Source organism: Pseudomonas sp. P9_31, from assembly GCF_034008235.1.
Classification (GTDB): Bacteria; Pseudomonadota; Gammaproteobacteria; order Pseudomonadales; family Pseudomonadaceae; genus Aquipseudomonas.
The window spans coordinates 2,769,116-2,787,743 of record NZ_CP125375.1; the positions used below are offsets into that span (position 1 = coordinate 2,769,116).

Annotated in this window: 9 protein-coding genes and 1 pseudogene; 3 read left to right on the forward strand and 7 right to left on the reverse strand. The window is 60.0% G+C overall.

Going from position 1 to position 18,628, the window contains the following annotated elements:
• Nucleotides 1–35: 35 nt before the first annotated feature.
• From QMK51_RS12080 to QMK51_RS12090, 3 genes and pseudogenes are all read left to right on the forward strand, one after another.
• Nucleotides 36–6,983 carry a beta-ketoacyl synthase N-terminal-like domain-containing protein gene (locus tag QMK51_RS12080; RefSeq protein ID WP_320394179.1) on the forward strand — a complete coding sequence of 2,316 codons (6,948 nt, stop codon included), beginning with the start codon at nt 36–38 and terminating at the stop codon, nt 6,981–6,983.
• 746 nt (nt 6,984–7,729) lie between these two features.
• Complete coding sequence (locus QMK51_RS12085; RefSeq protein ID WP_320394180.1) at nt 7,730–8,380, forward strand: tyrosine-type recombinase/integrase; 651 nt, start codon at nt 7,730–7,732, stop codon at nt 8,378–8,380.
• 805 nt (nt 8,381–9,185) lie between these two features.
• Nucleotides 9,186–9,769: pseudogene (locus QMK51_RS12090) on the forward strand (TolC family protein); the annotation flags it as partial.
• Nucleotides 9,770–9,970: 201 nt separating this feature from the next.
• On the opposite strand, the gene QMK51_RS12095 reads toward QMK51_RS12090, so the two are convergent.
• The 7 genes from QMK51_RS12095 to QMK51_RS12125 all read right to left on the reverse strand — a co-directional run bounded on the left by QMK51_RS12095 (nt 9,971) and on the right by QMK51_RS12125 (nt 18,620).
• Nucleotides 9,971–10,969 carry a helix-turn-helix domain-containing protein gene (locus tag QMK51_RS12095; protein ID WP_320394181.1) on the reverse strand — a complete coding sequence of 333 codons (999 nt, stop codon included), beginning with the start codon at nt 10,967–10,969 and terminating at the stop codon, nt 9,971–9,973.
• Between the two features lie 88 nt (nt 10,970–11,057).
• Entirely contained in the window at nt 11,058–12,536 is a 1,479-nt protein-coding gene (locus QMK51_RS12100; RefSeq protein ID WP_320394182.1) for an aldehyde dehydrogenase family protein, read from the reverse strand.
• Between the two features lie 74 nt (nt 12,537–12,610).
• A complete protein-coding gene (locus QMK51_RS12105) occupies nt 12,611–13,459 on the reverse strand; it encodes a VOC family protein (protein WP_258700290.1) in 849 nt (282 codons plus the stop codon).
• 22 nt (nt 13,460–13,481) lie between these two features.
• A complete protein-coding gene (locus QMK51_RS12110) occupies nt 13,482–15,128 on the reverse strand; it encodes a bifunctional 3-(3-hydroxy-phenyl)propionate/3-hydroxycinnamic acid hydroxylase (RefSeq protein WP_320394183.1) in 1,647 nt (548 codons plus the stop codon).
• A gap of 21 nt (nt 15,129–15,149) precedes the next feature.
• Nucleotides 15,150–15,971 carry an IclR family transcriptional regulator gene (locus tag QMK51_RS12115; protein ID WP_320394184.1) on the reverse strand — a complete coding sequence of 274 codons (822 nt, stop codon included), beginning with the start codon at nt 15,969–15,971 and terminating at the stop codon, nt 15,150–15,152.
• A gap of 2 nt (nt 15,972–15,973) precedes the next feature.
• The gene (locus QMK51_RS12120; RefSeq protein WP_320394185.1) at nt 15,974–16,825 is read right to left on the reverse strand and encodes a fumarylacetoacetate hydrolase family protein; all 852 of its coding nucleotides are present in this window, start codon (nt 16,823–16,825) and stop codon (nt 15,974–15,976) included.
• Between the two features lie 346 nt (nt 16,826–17,171).
• Nucleotides 17,172–18,620: a carotenoid oxygenase family protein gene (locus tag QMK51_RS12125; protein ID WP_320394186.1), complete on the reverse strand. Its 1,449-nt coding sequence runs from the start codon at nt 18,618–18,620 to the stop codon at nt 17,172–17,174.
• Nucleotides 18,621–18,628: the final 8 nt, after the last annotated feature.

Consider the following 18,628-nt stretch of genomic DNA (forward strand, 5'->3'; position numbering starts at 1 on the left):
CACAATCGAATGGATGCCTTGTCATGGAAAAGACGATGAACGCCACATTGACCGATCAGTTGTTTTTCATTGCCTGTGTGCTGAGTCTGGAAAGTCGTCAGCTGATCTCCGGTCGCGGGATCAACCAGTCGTTCGGGTTTGAGCGGTTTGCCGCCGCGGCTTCGATCAATCCTGGTCCGTTACGGGTGGCCTTCGACGGACTCAAGGCGTTTGGCTGGCTGAATCCGTCGAATGGCGACGAGTATTTCTTCACGGGTCGGGCCTCGGCAATCGACACATTGCCCACGCAGATGGCCGAACTGTTTTCGTGGTTGGCGCCGCAGCGATTGCCGGACGCGCAGGATATACCGCACCTGTGGCGCTGGCTCGAGCTGTCGGCGCTGGACTGGAATCTGCACTGTCCGGCGTTTATCCGTGGCCTGAACGAGTTGTTGTCGCTGGTGCTGTTGCGCCGATTGCAACTGAACGGGGCAATCAATACTGACACTGGCCAGGTGGATACGCGGCGCATCGACGACGGCCAGACCGGCCATGAGCAAACTCGGCTGCTGAGCGATTTTCTGCGCACTCAGCAGTGGATTCGCCGCGAAGAACGGCACCTGGTGTTCAATCCCGAGCGGCGCGCGCTCCTCTCGGAACGTCTGAGCGAGCCTTTTCTGGCGTACTACGCCAGTTTGCCCACGACCCTAGATGGCCTGTTGTTCGGCAAGGGCGAGCAGTGGGCAGACGTATTGCAATGGCTGAAGGGTGCAGGTGAACAACACGTCTGGTCAGGTGACCGACCCACGCTTGAACAGCTGCTGGGCAAGGTCTTCGATGCGCAGCCGTTGTCCACGCAACCGGACTGGATCGTCGAGTTGGGCAGCCATCCCGGCGTTTCATTGAGCGAGCTGGGGCAATGGGTGCGACACCATACGGCCCGGGGCCAGGTACTGGACAGCAAGCCCCTGCAATTGCTGGTGCTTGACGCAGCAGTGAGCGATCCGGCGGCGCTGCGCCAGCGGATTCGGGACGCGGGTGTTGGTGCCGGTCAGCGAGTGTTGTGGCTGGGCATCGGCCAGCAGAATCTGCAACCGCCGGGGACGGCGCCGCAGCAATCAGCCTTACAAGCACCGCAGCGTTATTACTTGCGGCCCGACGGCCTGGCGGCGGAAGGCGCCAGCGTGCTTGGCAGTCTGCAGACCTCGGCAAAAGCGCTGGCAGCGCTGATCGGCGAGCAACCGATAGTGCTCAGCGAAAGTCACTGGCGCCCCGACGGTCCCAAGGTGGATCACTTTGCCTGTCATTACCCGGTTGAAGCAGCGCACTACCTGATGGCGCTGGCCGGTACCGGGCTGTTTGCCGATCCGGGGATGCTGCACAGGCTGCCGCTAGACGGCATCGACTGCGCGGCCACCAGCGGTTGTTACCGGGCGCGTGAATACCGCGTCCGGCATGTGACGCTGGCGGACATGCCCGCGCTGTTGACGCTGGAACAGGCCTGCTGGCCCGAAGGTGGCCGGGTGGATGAACACATTCTGCGCCGCCGTTTGGGCCAGGACCCTGCCGGTCAACTGGCGCTGGAGTTCAAGGGCGAAGTGGTCGGTGTCATCTATTCCCAGCGGATCACCCGGATCGAAGCGCTGTTCGGGGTCAATTTCGCCACGGTCGATCAGCTGTTTCACGGCAATGGCAGCACCGTACAAATCCAGAGCCTGAACATCCTGCCGGCGCATCAGTACAGCGGTTACGGCGATCAGTTGCTGGAGTTCATGCTGCAATATTGCACGCTGCTCAACGGCGTCGACACGGTGGTCGGCGTGACTCGTTGCAAGGACTATCCGAAGTACCGCGACATCGCCCAGGCGGACTACATTCATAGCCGTGACGAGCGGGGCGTGCTGCTGGACCCAGTGTTGCGTTTCCACGAATTGCACGGCGCGCGAATCGAGCGGCTGGTGCCCGGTTATCGTCCCGCCGATGCCGACAATGCAGGGTACGGCGTTCTGGTGCGTTATGACCTGGCCCGCCGTCAGCGCCAGGAAATTCAGCTGACCACGGCAATGGTTGAGCAGCCGGCGATCTCCATCGACGACGCGGTGTGCCAGGGCGTCAATCGCTGCCTGGGACAAGCGCAAGACAGCCGAGTGTCATCACGTCATAGCCTGATGGAGCTGGGACTGGACTCGGCTGATCTGCTCGCGCTCAGCGAACAGCTGGGAATGACGTTCGGTCTGGCGCTGGAACCGAGCTTTTTCTTTCGCTACAACAGCATCGAGAAAATCGTCGCGGCGTTGCAAGAGCGCCTCGGAAGGCAAATGCCGCCGCCGAAAGAGATTCAGGCGGCAAGACCGCCATCGACTCCAGTCAAAGAAGAGGATGATTTCGCCGTCATCGGCATCAGTGGCTGTTTTCCCGGTGGCGAACTGGAGGGATTTTGGGCTGCTGTTCGCCACGGTGCCAGTCTGATACGCGAAGTGCCAAAGGAGCGCGCAACGGCTGGACCTGCGGGCGGCTACATTGACGGGATCGAGTATTTCGATCATCAGTTTTTTGGCATTTCGGCAGCGGAAGCGGTGCTGATGGACCCGCAGCAGCGGCTGCTGTTGCAGCATGCCTGGTGGGCACTCGACGATGCCGCGATTCCTGCCGCAGCGTTTGCCTGCCGCCAAACCGGCGTGTTTGTCGCCGCCGCGCCGAGTGAGTACCGCGACATTGTCGAGGTCCCCCGCGACAGCCCGTTTTTGCTGACGTCTTCTTCGCCCTGCATGTACGCCAATCGGATTTCCTGGTTCCTCGACCTGCGCGGGCCCAGCGAGTATTGCAACACCGCCTGCTCGTCGGTGCTGGTTGCGCTGCATCGAGCCATGCAGGCGATCAGGGCCGGCGAGTGTCAACAGGCGCTGATCGGCGCGGTCAATCTGTTGCTGTCGCCTGCTGAAACGGCCGGCTACCGGCAGATGGGGTTTCTCAGCGAACAGATGCACACCCGTTCTTTCCAGCCTGGCGCTGATGGTTATGTGCGCTCCGAAGGGGTGGGCGTGCTGTTGCTCAAATCTTTGGCCGATGCCCTGCGCGACGGTGACCGGATTCATTTGAAGATCAAGGGCAGCGGTGTCGGGCATGGCGGTCGAGGGATTTCACTGACCGCCCCCGATCACGAGAGCATGCAGGCGGCGATGGTGGCCGCTTACCGCAGCGCCGGGGTTGCGCCGCACACTGTCAGTTACCTGGAAGCCCATGGCACGGGTTCGGCGATGGGCGATGCCATCGAAATCGACGCGATTCAGGCCGCGCGCACGCAATTGAATGGCGATGACAAACCCGGCGCTGCGTGGAGCCTCAGCACCTTGAAGCCGCTGATCGGGCATTGTGAGTTGGCGTCCGGCATGGCGGCGTTGTTCAAGGTGATTGATGCGGTAAAACAGCAGCAACTGCCGGGCATACCTGGGTATCAACAACTCAGCCCGGCGATCACGCTCGATCCGCAGCAACTGTCGCTCGCGTCCGGGAACCGGCCATGGCCGGCGGCGCAGGATGCCGACGGCAACGAGCTGCCACGTCGGGCGAGCATCAACAGTTATGGTTTTGGCGGCGTCAATGCTCACCTGGTGGTGGAGGAGTTTGTTGATCACCAGCGTGTAACTGCGGCTGATATCGGGCCGCAACTGATCCTGTTGTCGGCACACGATGCTGACAGGCTGAAGGAGCAGGCTGCACGACTGAGCCGTGCCATTTGCCAACGCCCGGACCTGTGTCTGGCCGACATCGCCTATACGCTGCAAGTGGGCCGAACGGCGATGGCTTGCCGCTGGGCGCGTGTGGCGGACAGCATTGCGTCCCTGCAACTGCAACTGGACGAGCTTGCCCGAGGCTTGCGCGATGACATCGTGCTGGCCGATGAGCAGTCGGATGCAGATGCCGACGCGGTCAATCAGGCACTGGCGGAGCGAGACTTGCCAGCGCTGGCCGATTACTGGCGCCAGGGCGTGGAACCGGACTGGCGCAAAATGCCGCGTCTCGGTGAACCACAGCGAATTGGATTGCCGGGCTACGCCTTTGCGCAATCGCGGCACTGGCTGGCACCGCGGCGAGCTGAACCCCTGAGCCATCCAAGTGAGGGCGAAACGCCGTGCCAAAAAAATGTGCGGCAGATCCTCGCCGAACTGCTGGGGTGTGAGCCGCAGGCATTGACGGGGTGCGAATCGCGCAGTCTGGCCAGCCTCGGCCTCAGCTCTCTGGGCGCCGTGGGCCTCAAGGCCAGGCTGGAACAGCAACTGCAACGGTCGGTATCGCTGGCACAGCTGAGCCCGTACTTGAGTCTCGGTGAAGTCGAAGCCAATCTGGCGGTGCAGGAACGGCAGGGCGACGATCAACTGGTACCGGCGTTGCAGGTGGCGCCCGACGCCCGCCATCTGCCTTTTGCCCTCAATGATATCCAGCAATCGTTTTTGTCAGGTCGTACGCTGTTGGCCGAGGCTGAGCGGGTCGGCTGCCATATCTATCTGGAATTCGACTGGCCGGAGCTGGACGTCTACCGGCTGAATCAGGCGTGGAATCGGCTGATGATTCGCCACGATGCGCTACGGCTCAGGTTGCTGGCGGACGGTCGCCAGCAGGTCGGCGAACCGATGCCTTATCGTTTCAAGACCCGCGACTTGCGCCGCAGCGAACCCGCCGAACGCGAGCATTCGCTGGTAGCCCTTCGCGCATCGATGTCGCACAAGGTTTATCTGAGCGGCCAGGAAACGCTGTTTGAAATAGTCGTTTCGCTGCTGGATCACCAAGTCAACCGGGTTCACCTGAGCATTGACGAGTTGATTGTCGATGCCACTTCTTTGGAGGTGCTGTTGCAGCAATGGCTGATGATTTATCAGCAGTCTGCCACCGAGTTACCGGTTCAGGGCGTGTCGTTGCGTGATTATCAGCTGTCGCTGGAGGCTTTCAAACAGTCACCTCGCTACCAGCGTGATATGCAGTACTGGGTCGACAAGTTGGCGCAGGCACCGACTGGCTTGTCCTTGCCCAAGGCATCGCGACCTGCTGGCCGCGAGCGTCGTCGATTGACCTCAACCCTTGAGCAGAGCTGCTGGCAGCGATTGAAAGCGCGGGGCGATGCTTTGCAGGTTTCAGGCACTGCACTGCTGTTGAGTCTGTTCGGGTTGATCCTGCAACAGGCCAATGCCGGCAAGGCCTTTTCGTTGATCTTGACCAGTTATGGCCGACTCCCGGTGCACCCGGACATTGATCGGCTGGTCGGGCCGCTGATCTCCACGCAGTTCTTTGTCTTTGCCGGCGCGGCGGAACAAACCCTGGCCGAACTGGCGCAACAGGTGCAGCGCCAGTTGCTGGCGGACCTTGATCACGCCAGCGTCAGTGGCATCTCTGCACTTCGCGAAGTCCGTCAGCGTGGCGACAAATCGAGGCTGTTCAACGGTGGCGAGGTGGTCTTCACCTCGATGCTCAACAACCCGGTAATCGACGGCGCGCCGAGCTTTTGCGACGCCCAACACTACTGCGTCACTCAGACGCCACAGATCAACCTCGATCACCAATTGCGCGAGCGTGGCGGGGCGTTGAGTTTCAGCTGGGACGTCGCCATCGACTGCTATCCCGTCGGCATGATCGATCAGCTGTTTGGCGACTATTGCCAGTTGCTGGTCACGTTGGCGAACGGTGATAACGACTGGTTGGCGCTCAAAACATCAACGCTGGTTCATGCGGCGCCTTTTGAGCTGGCGCCCGATGCGCCGCCAAAGACACCTTTTGCATTGACTGATCAGCAGCAGGCCTACGCTTTCAACCGTTCTTTACACCGGGGGCAGGGTAGTTCACATCTCTATATGGCCGTTGCTATCGAAGCGCTGGATATTGCTCGACTGGAAAAAGCCTGGCAGCAGTTAGTGGCGCACCATCCGATGCTGCGGACGCGGATTCTGCCCAGTGGCACCCAGCAGATCATGGAAGCACCGCTATTGATGAAACTCGAAACAGTCGAGAAGAATATCAGTGGATCGCGGATCGCCGAAGAGATGCTTGGCCGGGTGACGGCGCTGGGAGAGTGGCCTTACGCTGAACTGCGGGTCAGTACACTGGATGAACAACGCAGCCTGGTGCATCTGGCGGTGGACCTGCTGCTCGTCGACCTTCCCAGTCGAGATCTGTTGATCCATCAACTGCTGAATCTCTACCACGGTCTACCGCAGACGCCGTTGGTCATCAATTTTGGTAGTTATATGGAGGCTCTCGGACAGTACAACCGCACACCTGCGGCACAAAACGCAGCTCTTTACTGGCAGGAAAAATTCCGACTGCTGCCCCAAGGGCCGCAGGTGAATGACGAAAGGGATATCAATGGCCTGTACCTGGAATATGAGCACTACCTTGATTGTTGGCCAGCGCTGCGTGATCGTATCGCACGAACAGGAATCTCTGCCGACGCGGTACTGATTTCTGCCTATGCCTGGAGCATTACGAAACATTGCGCCCAGCCGGCCTTTACTCTGGTGGCCCCTGGTTGGAAGAGGCCTGCAGTACACCCGCAGATCGACGCGCTGGTCGGCGACTTCACTACGTTGAGCTGGATCGATTTCAACAATGAACCTATGACTTTTATAGAGCAGGCCCGGCGTTGCGAACGGATCTTCACCGAGGATCAACAGCACAGCATGACCAATGGCCTGCAAGCACTTCGTAAGGTGGCGACGGATAAACAACGACCACGCAAACTTGATTTCCCTGTGGTGTTTACCCGACTCAACCCACAAGGTCCACTGGACCTGCCCGAGGGAGTAACACTCGTTAAAAGTGCGAGTCGCACTCACGGTGTGGCGCTGGACAATCTGAGTATCGAGCAGGCAGAAGGTTTGTTGATCCACTGGGATCTCGCGGCTAACCGCCTGACTTCGACGCTGGTTGACGCAATGTTTGCCGACTACTGTCGCTTGCTAGAGGGTTTGGCTGCCGACGAAGGAACATGGGATCAGGAGAATAAAACATACTAAGTGCTTGTACGGGTCTTTCTTATAGAGGTATTTCTGGAAGGGGCTAGCTGAAATAGGGTTCCCGGCACTACCTGGTAAATCAGGCAAACCGGGCGTCCATTCAGGGCGACCGGTTTAAGTCTCGATCTTCACTTACTCGATGGCTTCCTGATAACGGGTGGTGCGGCCATCGAAACCGGTCTCATCCAGCAGGCGCCCGACCGAGTGGTAGTAGAAGTCCGTACGTCGCTCGTTTTCGTTTTCCAAGGCCCGATCAATTCAACGGCGGACTGGCGCCAGCTCGGGCCGAAGAAAAATTTAACGTCGTGTCTGGGATTAGTTGATCACTACATGCTTCTCCGAGTAGCTGTAGAGAGCACTCGGTAGCACGGCTTGGATTGGAGTTATTTTTTCTGTTCTTGATCTACCCTTCAAGCAAGTCCAGAATTGAGTCTTTTCCTGCTTGGGCAAGAAAATAAACCCCTTAGATTTCAATGGGTCGGACGCCAGATGTGAGTCTCGTTTCCCGCTCCAAATATTGATCTACAGATGTCTACTGAAATCTGTAAGTCATTGAAAATAGAGGCTTAGGCCTCTTTTTTTTCGTTCCAGTGATTTCTACTGAAAGCCACCCCCAGCCACGCTTTTTTTGTACATTAAAACGTACATCGAAATCCGGGCTCAGGATGTGCCAGTTTTCAGATAGATGATGCATTGCTGGAACCCGTACATCTCTCCTCAATCGATCGAGACGAGGAGATGTACATATGCCTTTGACTGATACGGCTGTTCGCCACGCAAAAAACCTCGGAAGAAATTACAGCCTCAAGGATATGGACGGCTTGCACCTATTCGTCAGTTCGACGGGTGCCAAGAGCTGGCATTTTCGTTTCACCTGGTTAGGCAAGCCGGCTCGCATCTCCTTGGGAATGTATCCGGAGTTGAGCCTTAAAGACGCTCGTTTTGCTCGCGACAATGCGCGTACCCAAGTCGCGAAGGGGATCGATCCTCGAGCCGCTCGAAGAGAGGATCGTCTCGCTGCCTTGGCTGCTGATGAGAATTCTTTTGCTGCAGTCTTTCTTGCCTGGCGAACCTTCAAGGCGGTTACATTGAAGCTCGGACGCCAAACCTCGCTTTCTCAGATTGATCGTATTTTTGCCAAAGACGTTTTGCCTTTGCTTGGGCCTCTACCTATTGCCGAGATTTCTCGTCAGCACTTGATCGAATTGCTGCGCAGAATTGAGAGTCGTCAGGCGTTCACTACCGCGGAAAAATGCCGGGCCTGGTTCAACCAATTGTTCCGCTATGCCATGGTTGAAAAGGGACTGATGACCAATCCCTCAGCAGATCTCGATATTGTCGCCATTCCCAAGCCGCCAGTGACAAACAACCCTGGGAGGTATTGCGAACGGAGATAGAGCCATGTGCACCGTTGATCTAAGGGGTTTCCACTCACCGTTCAAGCAGCAAATCCGGATACCTACCATCGTACTTTGCGATGGCTCATAACGCAGGATGCGATTGGTGTCGTTGAGGTCCGACTCACTAGAGTTGGCGCTGCACCGCGCCGTTGGTTGGCGTTTGGGGCGCCACAACAACAAGAACAAGGTATCGGCAGATGAGTGAGTCCAGATCCGGCACAGCGATCATCCCGTGCGCCAAGGGCAGGCTGTTTTTCCATGACCGTGCGAGGAGTTGGACATGCTCGTATTGAATCGCGTGCTCGGAAATCTGTCGGTTGGGGGTAAGCTATTGTTGGGTTTTGGCCTGGTGCTGCTGGTGACCCTGGGGGGCGCGCTCACGGCGTTTCGTTCCCTGGGTGTGCTGCAGCAGCGCGGTGAGCAATCGCGTCAGGAATCATCGATCCAGGCCCTGATCCTGCGTGCGCGTATCGACGAGAAAGCATTCGCCCTGGATCTCGCCCCGCAGCGCCTGGAGCAAGTCCGCGAGACGATCGGAAAACTGAATCAGCAACTCGATGATCACCCGACCAACAGCGCAACGCACGCCACCGTTCGCACGGCCGTCAGCGTTTACCTGGAGCAGTTCCTCGGCTATGCCGATTCGTTGCGTCGGGCTCGCGAAGCGCGACTGCGCATGCAGGCACTGGCGCAGACGGCTGGCGACAGTTTTACCCTGCTGTTTCTCGACCAACTGGATGCGCTTAACGCTCGGTTAGGGCAGGGGACGCCGCCGAGCAGCGATCAGATGGTGTTGCTTGAGCAGACGGCCGCGTTGCGGGATAAGCTCGCCAAGCTGCGCGACAGTGAGCTGGTGGCCGAAGTGGCCACGGCCTGGCTGACCCTGGCGGCTGACAACGAGCGCCTGCACCTGGCCCAGGAGACCTTGCGCAGCCAGCAGGCGACCTACGAATTGACCCAACGCAGCCACGCCTTGGGCGGCTCCTCCGGTCTTTCCGTGGCCCAGGCGCAAACCACCGTGGAGTCGACGCGGCGGCGTATGAAAGCCAGATCCTGCAGGATCGCAACGCATTGCGCCTGCTGGTGGGCAGCGACATTCCCGAAGAGTTGTTACCGGGCGCGTACCTGGAATCGGCCGCGGCGCTGGTGCCGGCAGAGCTGCCTTCCAGTCTGTTGCAACGACGCCCCGATGTGCTGGCCGCCGAGCACACGCTCAAGTCGGCCAATATCGACATCGGCGCCGCCCGTGCGGCGTTCTTTCCCAGCATCAGCCTGACGGCCATTGCCGGTTCCTCAAGCTCGGCCTTGTCCGGTCTCTTCAAGTCCGGCAGTGGTGCCTGGACGTTTGCCCCGAGCATCAGCCTGCCGATCTTCGATGCCGGCAGTATGTGGCAGTGAGTAAGCTCAGTTCCCACAGAGGATTTGTGGTGAACACTGAATCCATGAACCCCTGAGCCACCCTTGTGGGAGCGAGCTTGCTCGCGATAGCGTCAGCACATTCAACATTCCTGCCAGCTGATCCACTGCCATCGCGAGCAAGCTCAGCTCCCACAGGGGAATGGTGAACCATAGGAATTGGAAACTGGCTCAAGCCGCCGTCGATTTTTCCCGACAGTCACTCGCGGTGTCGCGGAATAGCCGAGGCGACATGCCGAACGTCGATTTGAAATGCCGGCTGAAGTGGGAGCTGCTGCCATAGCCCCAGGCGTAGGCGATCTCGGTGAGCGAGCGGTGGGCATGTTCCCGGTTGCGCAGGTCTTCGGCACAACGTAACAGGCGCCGCTGCCAGATGTATTCGCTGACACTGCACCCCAGTTCATCCTGGAAGGCGCGGTGCAGGCTGCGCACCGAGCACTGTTCGGCGTTGGCGATGCGTTCGATGGTCAGGTCGCGGTCGGCCAGGTGGCGCTCGATGTACGCCTTGAGGCGGTTTTGCTTGAAGAAGCGGAAGTCGTGTTCGAGTTGCTTTTCTTCCTGTTTGTTCTTCAGCGCGTTATCCAGCAGCCCGGTGATGCTGTCACCGATCAGCCCGGCCGAATGGTTGTTCAGCAAGGGGTATTGGTTGTAGGCATCGCTGATCAGGTGCATGAGCATCCGCCCCAGTCCATTGCGACCGTTAAGGTGCATGTCGGCGGTTTGCGCGAGCTGCCCGGATGCCCCCTGGAATAGCAGGATGAAGTGTTCGCAACCTTGCGTGCTGGTCACGTTGAAAGGTTTGCCGCAGTCCACCAGGAGCATTTCGTCAGGGGCCAGCACGCTGCTTTGCTGGCCCTGCTCGAAATGACTGACGCCAGCTACCTGCATGATCAACATGCGCGGCGTGTCGAGGGCGTCGATCGCTTTGCTCAGGTGGCGCGAATATCGATGGGCGCTGGCGGTCATTCGACAGAAACGCAAATGGCCCAGGTCCCCGTACTCCAGCCGACCCTGGAAGTTGCTGTCATGCAACGGGTCGATGAACGTCGATTCCAGCCGTTTTATATAGTCCGGCGTACGCCCCAGGTGATCGCTCATGAACTCTTTCCATTTCATCAGGCGGTCGGAGCGAACAACCTGATCGGTGGACACGCAGGCTAAATGGTTCATTTTTCGCCTCTATTTATTATTGTTTTCTGACGGATCGGGCAAAGGGGTCGATTTGCCCGATCCGGGTCTGATCAAGGGTGCCAAAGACTCAGAACGGGTAGTGATGGCCTCCGGGCTGCCAAGTCACCCAATGGGCACGGGTAAACTCATCCAGGGCATAGTGACCGTTGAAGCGACCGAGGCCGGAATTCTTTTCACCACCGAACGGGGCATTGGGTTGGTCATCGACGGTGATGTCGTTGATATGGGTCATGCCCGCCACAATGCCACGGGCGAAATTCAAGCCACGGGCCATGTCCCGAGTGAACACGGCGCTGGACAGGCCATACTCGCTGGCGTTCGCCAACGCCAATGCATGGGTTTCGTTTTCTGCGACCAGCAGCGGCAGCAGGGGGCCGAACGTTTCATCGCGGGCCAGTTCCTGATCGGCTGCTACTTCGCCGAACACGTGAGCCGGTAGCACCAGCCCGGATGCCGGACCGCCGCAAAGCGGCTTGAGGCCGGCACGCTGGGCACCATCGATTTTGCGCAGCAGGCCATCGAGCTGGCTCTGATTGACCACTGGCCCGATCACCGTATCCGCCAGGGCAGGGTCACCGGTCTTGAGGTTGCGCACGCGCTCTACTACCAGCGCCGCGAAATCGGCATACAGCGAGCGGTCGACGATCACCCGGTTGACGCTCATGCAGATTTGGCCCTGGTGCAGGAAACGCCCGACCACCGCAGCGTGCGCCGCAACTTCAATGTCGGCGTCATCCAGCACCACCAGCGGCGCGTTGCCGCCCAGTTCCAGCGCCACGCGCTTGATGTGTTTGCCTCCGGTGGCAATACGGCCGACATTGCGTCCCACATCCGTCGAACCGGTGAAGGAAATCAGGCTTGGCACCGGGTGCTCGACGAAGGCATCGCCGATTTCCGAGCCTGCGCCGACCACGACGTTGAGCGAACCCTCGGGGAAGCCGGCTTCTTCGAACAGGTGGGCAATCAGCAGGCCGCCGGTCACCGCTGTGTCGCTGGCGGGCTTGAGCACGATCGTGTTGCCCAGGGCGAGTGCCGGCACCACCGAGCGCATGCTCAGGTACAGCGGGAAATTCCATGGGCTGATCACGCCCACCACACCCAAGGGCTCACGGAAGACAAAACTCTGTTCGCCGGGCTTGTAGCTGGTCAGGATCCGACCTTCAACCTGCATCGGCATCGTCGTGCATTCGCGCACCAGGTTCAGCGTGAATTGCCATTCCATGCTCGCCTTGATCCGGGTGCTGCCGGACTCGTGGATCAGCCAGTCGATGATCTCTTCACGGCGGTTCTGGATGACTTGGGCGAGCTTTTCAAGTTGTGCGCCGCGCTGGGTGGGATGCAGCTGTGCCCACGCTGCCTGCGCCTGGTGCGCGGCCTGATAGGCGTCGTCGAGATCGGCAATCGAGGCCAGGGGCATCTCCAGCAATTGTTCGCCATTGAAGGGATTGCGGTCGTCCAGGCGGCGTGCGGAGCGCCCTGCACGCCAGGTGCCGTTGATGTATTGGTCGCCGTTGATGGCGTAGGGCACGAGCGGTTGAGTCGTCATGGTCTTTTACCTTTGGAGGCAGGTGGTCGCCTCGTTTAGAAATCAAGGGTGCAAACGCCGATGGGGAAAATTGCTCAGCTCCTGATCCAGGCGCGGCCCCAGGAATTGAGTGTGTATTCCTCCTGTGCCCAGACACCGGGCTGGCGGCTGGCATCGGTGACTTCGAGCTCAGCCGAGAACTCCAGGCGGTTGCGATCGGCATCGACCACCATGAAGAACAGATTGTTGCCCGGCCCATGTCGGCCGGGGCCGAAGAAAATGGTGATGCGCTCCTTGGCGAAGCGATCACCCCAGTCGCGGATGTCATTCCATTCGTTGGTTTCGTAACAGTGGTGGTCCCACTCGTTTTTCGAACCGCGGAAAAACGCCAAGGTGTGGTGTTCGTCGTCCGAGCGCAGGAAGCACGTCGTGAGTTGGCCGGTCTGCTCGTCCACGACATTGTCCGAAACGGTAAAGCCCACCGTGTTGACGTAGAAATCAATCATGGCTTCCAGCTCCGTGGTCTGGAACACCACGTGTTGCAAGCGGCCGGGCATGCCTTGGCCTGAGGCCTGGAGAGCAGGGTGAGCGACGCCAAATATCGTTTGCCGGCCCTGGGGATCACGGATCAGGAAAGCCCCCGTTTCGAGCAGCGGCGAGTCGACCTCTTCGATGACGCAGCCGTTGCCGAGCAGGCGAACCCGCAGTGCTTGCAGTCGAGGCTGACTGCCCAGGTCGAACGCCGCCGCGAGCAGGCCGCTGTGGTCGGCGGGAGACACGAGCATGGCGCGTTGCGGGCCGCTGAGCATCCAGCTGCCATCGGCTTGCGCCTGGCTGTCCATGTCCAGCATCCGTCGATAGAAATCGATTTGCCGTTGCGCGTCCTTGCTCGCCAGGTGCAGGTAGCACAGGCGTGCAGGTGTGGAAGTCTGGAGTGTTTGCATAACCACCTCTGTGCTTGAAGGTTTAATGAAAGACGGGCGCGATGCTCGGCTCGATTGCGCTGCTGTGGGCCACGCTGATGCCAAACAGCGACTGCAACGATTCGGCGGCCCGGGTTTCGGTAGCCTTGTCGAAAATCGCGGCGATATAGCGATCCGGGCGCAGCAGCAGGAACGGGTGCGAATCGCCCAGCAGGGTTTTGAGCTGGCCTTCACGGTCCTGGAGCACCGTGCAGCCCGGGATCGATGGCATGGCCTGGACAGACGCGGGCAGGATCAGGATGCGTCTGGCTTCAAGGTGGCTCCAGAGGCCATGCTTGAGTTCATCGATACGCTGGCGGGTCGGGTCGCCGTATTGAATCAAGGCGAAGCCGGCGCCGATGGCGTCGTCGAGCAGGCGTTCCTGGCCGTGGGCGTCGGTGAGCATCGGTTGCGGGAACATCTGTCCGCAGGACAATGTGCCTGCTTGCCCCTCGGTCAGCACCAGGCCCCGAGTGAAGCGGGGTTTGGGCTTGAAGCGCATTTGCAGGAAATAATCGCGCAACGGCGGCAACAGGCCGATCAAGGCGAATGCCCCACTGATCAGGCGAGCGCGCAGGACGGTGGCCGGTGCCATGACCACGCCGAGGTTCAAGGCCAACTTGATCAATGCCCACGCATGATCACGACGCTCGCTTTCGTAGGACAGCAGTGCGTTTTCCGCCATTTTTCCCTTCAGCACGCCGACCAGCTTCCAGCCCAGGTTATGGGCATCGCGAACGCCGCTGTTCATGCCTTGCCCGGCATAGGGCGGGGTCAGGTGCGCGGCGTCGCCGGCGAGAAACACCCGCTGCACCTGCCACCGCTCGGCGACCCGGGCGTGGAAGGTGTAGACCGTCTTGCGCACGATGGAAACCGGCGCGTCTCCCTTGAACGGGCGAAGCAATGCTTGCAGGCAGGTTTCGTCGAGCACCTGTTCGTCCGTTTCATCGGGCTTGAGCAGGAACTCGAATCGGCGCGTACGGTGAGGGCCGGGCACTTCCACCACCGGGCGCCTGGCGTCGCAATACACGCGGGTCTGCCAGAAGGGGTCGTCGTCCTGGTCGGTATCGACCACCAGCCAGCGCGAGGAGAAGCTCGAGCCGACCATCTCGATCCCGAGTTGCTTGCGCACCGGGCTACGGCCGCCGTCGCAGGCCACCAGGTAAGCCGCGTGGACTTCCATCAGTTGTCCTTCGGCGTCACGCACCAGTGCGCACACGCCGTGTTGGTCCTGGGTGAATTCCACCAAGTCGTGGCTGAACCGAGCCGTCAGGTTGGCAAAACGTTCGAGACCTGTCCTGAGGGTGTTTTCAAACAGCGGTTGGCGAAAGGCGTTGCGCTTGGGGAAGCCATACAGCTTGCCGGTCGGCTCGACCTTGCCGAAGCAGCGACCGCCGGGCCGGGTGAAGTAATGCACGCCGTAGCCGGGCACGACATCACGCAGCACGGCGGCATCGAGCCCGATGGCCTGCATGGTGCGCAAGGATTCGTCATCGATTGAAACCGCCCGCGGCTCGGTCACGGTGCCCGGCTTGCGGTCGATGATCAGGGTGTCCACATCGGCTTGGCCGAGCAGGTTGGCCAGGGTCAGTCCGGTGGGACCGGCGCCGATGATCAGGACCTGGGTGTTGATGCGTTTGAGGGTTGTCATTGTTATTCCCTTCCGGATGGCTCAGCCCAGTGGCTTGGCGCGGTTGGCGAGCGCAGCCATGCGTTGTGACAGATCCTGCGCCAGGGCAAGGATCTGCTGCCCTTGTGTCTCTTCCTGGGCACTGTCGCGTTCTCGCACCGGGCGCACGCAACTGATGCTGCCGACGACCTTGCCATCGCCGTCGAAAATCGGCGCGGCCAGACCATAGACGCCCGCGTCGACTTCACCTGCGCTGGCCACATAGCCTTGGCGACGCAGTTGCTGCAGCGAGCGACGAAACGCCTCCCAGGTCTGGCCAAGTTGACTGGCGCGCACTTCATCGGGGTGGTCGAGAAACAGTTGGCTGTGTTGGCGCGAGGTCATGTTGGCGAGGATCGCCTTGGACGTCGCACCCAGGAACAACGGCCTGGGCGAACCACGGGAGTAGCTGACCTCACTGAACAGGTCCCCGTGCTGGTGAATGCACACGACCTGGTTCTTGAACAGCCGGCAGATCAGCCACACCTGATGTTCGCTCCACTGCGGGAAGTTGGGCTCAAGCGCTTGTGCGGCGCGTACGAGGGGGTCGCTCAGGCGCAGCTGGCGGTCCCAGGTAATGATCCGCGCGCCGAGGGCATAACGCCCGGCTTCGACCTGGAACAACAGGTTGGCCTCGGCCAATTCGCGCACATAGCGGTAGATCGTCGAACGGGTAAAGCCCAAGGCGCCGCCCATGTCGTCCACCGCCCAGATCGGGCTCTGTTCGGTGAACAGGTCGAGTACCCGCAACATGCGCTCCAGGCTCGAGCCTTTGCTGTCGCCATCCTGCTCGGGCAGGGCGTCAGGGGTGTGTAGGTTTTCCATGCTTATTGCTCGTCCACGATGCTGTTGCGCAGGGTGCCGATTCGAGCGATCTCGATCTCGACTTCGTCGCCCGGTTTCATCCACACCGGCGGCTCGCGGAACGCTCCGACGCCGCCGGTGGTGCCGGTGACAATCACGTCACCGGGGGCCAGCTCGGTGAAGGTGGAGCAGTACTCGATCAACTGGCGCACATCGAAAATCATGTCGCTGGTGCGGGTGTGCTGCATCACTTCGCCATTGAGGCGGGTGGTCAATTCCAGGTCCTGCGGGTCGCCGATCTCGTCGCCGGTCACCAACCAGGGGCCGAAACCGCCGGTGTTCGGGAAGTTCTTGCCGGGGACGAACTGAATGGTGTGCTTCTGCCAGTCGCGGACACTGCCGTCGTTGTAACAGGCATAACCGGCGACGTAGTCCAGCGCGTCGGCATGCTTGACGTGGCGGGCCGCTTTACCGATCACCACCGCCAGCTCGCCCTCGAAATCAAGCTTGTGGGACGCGGTTGGGCGAACGATGGGTTGCAGGTGGGCAGTCTGGCTGTCGGCGAAGCGGGTGAAGATCATCGGATAGATCGGCATTTCCCGACCGGTTTCGCGCACATGAGTGGCGTAGTTGATGCCGATGCACAGCACTTTGCCCGGGTTCGGGATCACCGGCAGGAACGTCACGTCAGCCAAGGGGATACGCGGCAGGCTTGCCAGGCGCGCAGCGCTCAGTTCGTTCAGGCGGTTGTGGCCGATGGCCTGTTTGAGATCGCTGCCAAGGGTTGGCTTGAGCGATTCCAGGTCGATGATTTGATCACCTTCGACCACACCGTAGCTGCTACGGCCTTGGACAATAAAGCTTGCGAGTTTCATGGAGGCTCCTGGGAAGAGGGAGGGTGCAATGAGGGTTAATCTAGTCTTGCTATAAAATCCTGTAAAGCAGGATTTATACAAAAATCCTAAAATATGGAATTTATGTATTTTTTGGCGAGGCTGTCCCTTTGGCGGACTTGGGGAGCAAAGGGAGGGGAGGCAGGCAGCCACCGCAGATGGCAGGGGCCGCGAGAGGTGCGCAAAAGGCTCTAAACCTGTGGGAGCGAGCTTGCTCGCGATGAGGTCTGCCAGTTCAATACTCATGTAACTGAACCGCCGCCATCGCGAGCAAGCTCGCTCCCACAGGGATTGTGCTTAATTGACGGGCATCAGGGCCCGATGCCAATCAATTGCTTGGTGCCCAGCAGCCATGCAGCGACATGCGCATCCGGAAGGGAATCCTGATCCGGGCAATGGGACCGCTGGCCACGTCACGGGTGTCCAGCACGACCAGTTCACTGCGCCCTTCGGCAATGAGGTTGAGCAGGGCAACCACGTAGCCATCGGCTTCCTCTGCATCCGCCGAGCGCGGTATGAAGATGGGCTCCTGGAAGCATCCGCTGTCGCCGGGAAACCAGGCGTCGGTGCGGCCTGTCTGCAGGTCCAGGTGCGCCAGCAGGTTGAAAAACTGGAAGGGTATCGGCCCATTCGCCGGGTTGTAAGGACGCTCAGGATCAAAGGCGAGCAGGAAACCATGCTGGTACTTTCGACCGATGTAGCGATCATCACACCGTGGAAACTCGCAGGGATATTCCGTCAGAGGCTGCGGTTGAACGTCCTCCTGCGCGCCATTCAGGTCGAAGGTCCAGCGCATCAGGCTGGCGGCCAGGGTTTCAGGCGGTGGTACGTAGCCGTCGGCCTGGGGGAAGAAGTAGAAGATATTCCCTCCGGTGACCGGCATGTCCACATACACCTTGCCGTCCTCATCGAACGCATTGAGCGTATGCCCCTGGAAACCGTCCTTGGGCCCCTTGAACCAACGCACATCTTCCCCACGCCCGTTGCGCGGCACGATGGCGAACAGCTGGGGCAGGTCGGGTTGCCACTGGAAATGTGGCCCGCCGTTTTTCATGCGCTCGACGTCCACCGTCAACGGAATCAACGGGAACACCACGTACCGTTCGGTCACCGCGAAATCATGCACCATCGCCGCATAAGGCGCCTGGAACCAGATCTCGTGCAGCAGCTTTCCGTCAGGCGAGAGTTCGAAATAGGCCAGGTCAGGCGTGCCGTCGCCTTTGGCCTCATAACTGCAGGCCAGCAGGTTGCCTGTCACCGGATCGAGCTTGGGGTGGGCGGTGAACGTCGCAGCTTTGATCTGCCCATCAAAGCTCCATTCGCCGAGGGTTTCCAGGGTTTCGAGATCCATCGCCCAAGGCAGGGCATCTTCCTTGAGCGCCAACAGGACGCCGTTGTGAGGGATAACGGTGGTGTTGGCGGTGGTGTTGTTTTTCGCCGCGAGGGGGTCATTGGTGTAGACGTTTCGATAGACGCCGTTGAGCGAACGCCCTTCACGGCGCTGGGCCAGCAGGCGATCGGTCTTCACGTAGCGGCGTCGCATCGAGACCTTGCCATTGGCAAAGTTGAAGCGGCTGACCACGCCGTCGCCGTTGAAGAAAATATCGTGACCCAGCATGGGGGGGTACTGCGGGTCTGGCGCCACCTGATAAAAAGTCCCACAGATCGAAGCGGGCAGGATGCCTTCGATCTCAAGATCGAACACCTCTGCTTCCACGCGGCTGGGCGTGTAGAGAGCGCCGGAAAATTCAGGGGTTTGAGGGAATGGAATACTCATCAGGCAAT